The sequence below is a fragment of the Mesorhizobium sp. Cs1299R1N3 genome, from assembly GCF_037179625.1.
Taxonomy (GTDB): Bacteria; Pseudomonadota; Alphaproteobacteria; order Rhizobiales; family Rhizobiaceae; genus Mesorhizobium; species Mesorhizobium salmacidum.
Genome location: NZ_JAPYKQ010000047.1, coordinates 1 through 656, shown reverse-complemented (window position 1 = coordinate 656; position 656 = coordinate 1). Strand labels below are relative to the sequence as shown.

Annotated in this window: 1 protein-coding gene; it reads left to right on the top strand. The window is 63.7% G+C overall.

Going from position 1 to position 656, the window contains the following annotated elements; all coding sequences use genetic code 11:
• A partial coding sequence (locus O7B34_RS31875; RefSeq protein ID WP_337149704.1) for a DNA gyrase subunit A occupies positions 1–656 on the top strand: 656 nt, incomplete at both ends.

The window sequence follows — 656 nt, the reverse complement described above, 5'->3', positions numbered from 1 at the left end:
GCGGTCGTCACCGAGATTCCGTACGGCGTCCAGAAGGGCAAGCTGATCGAGCAGATCGCGACGATCATCAACGACAAGAAGCTGCCGATCCTGGCGGACGTGCGCGACGAATCCGATTCGGAGGTGCGCATCGTGATCGAGCCGCGCGCCCGCACGGTCGATGCGACCTTGCTGATGGAAAGCCTGTTCCGGATGAGCGACCTGGAAAACCGGGTCAGCCTGAACCTCAACGTGCTCGACGCACGCCGCACGCCGCGCGTGATGTCCCTGCGCGAGGCGCTGCTCGGCTGGGTCGATCACCAGTTCATCGTGCTCCAGCGCCGCACCGCGCACCGGCTCGCCAAGATCGCCGACCGGATGGAGCTGCTCGACGGCTATATCATCGCCTTTCTCAACCTGGATCGGGTGATCGAGATCATCCGCACCGAGGACGAGCCCAAGCCGGTGATGATGGCCGAGTTCGAGCTGACCGACCGCCAGGCCGAGGCGATCCTGAACATGCGGCTGCGGTCCTTGCGCAAGCTCGAGGAAATGGAGCTCAGGCGCGAACATGATGCACTGATCGCCGAACAGGCCGAGCTCGAGGAACTGCTCGCCGATCCCAAGCTGCAGAAGCAGCGCCTGACCAAGAATTTGAAGGCCCTGCGCGCGCTCTA